This is a genomic window from Pseudochrobactrum lubricantis (assembly GCF_041929865.1).
Taxonomy (GTDB): Bacteria; Pseudomonadota; Alphaproteobacteria; order Rhizobiales; family Rhizobiaceae; genus Pseudochrobactrum; species Pseudochrobactrum saccharolyticum.
The window spans coordinates 1-507 of record NZ_JBHEEE010000060.1; the positions used below are offsets into that span (position 1 = coordinate 1).

The following is a 507-nucleotide window of genomic DNA, read 5'->3' on the forward strand; positions in this document are numbered from 1 at the left end:
TTACCGTTTTTGCCGATAAGGATATTTTCATCCATGTCATATCCCCATCACCAGATAAATAAAGCTCTCCCGATAATAACCAGCAGGGTTGCGAATTCGCGGGATTGTTATGCGACTATTGGTGACGGTTATTTCGCCCGTGCGCCAATAATCACTTGGCCGATTGATGAGAGGCTGAGCGCCTAGCAATACCATGCCATGATTGCCCCAATACCGAGGATCAGACAGGCTGATTAGCAACACTGTCGGAACATAATCCAATGGCTGAAAGTTGATAATCTGCGGCGCAGACCAATCCGTTTGCTCATCCCAACGGGTCAAATTCTGCGGCGGTGGATCCATTTTATAACTGGATTGATCAATATGCAGACCAACTTCCACAATCGTGCTGGAGAACAACCAATCACTGTCAAAGAGCTTGTCACCCTCGGCCAATGATGGATTGTCCGCGTCAAATCCCTGTTTTGAAACCACCAGATGATTTTTTGTTAAGTGCAGTCTTGTACT

General features: G+C 46.4%; 1 protein-coding gene. It reads right to left on the bottom strand.

Features of this window, described 5'->3' with window-relative positions; translation table 11 throughout:
* Positions 1 to 36: 36 nt before the first annotated feature.
* A partial coding sequence (locus JNC80_RS20035; RefSeq protein ID WP_376711428.1) for a hypothetical protein occupies positions 37 to 507 on the bottom strand: 471 nt, incomplete at its 5' end.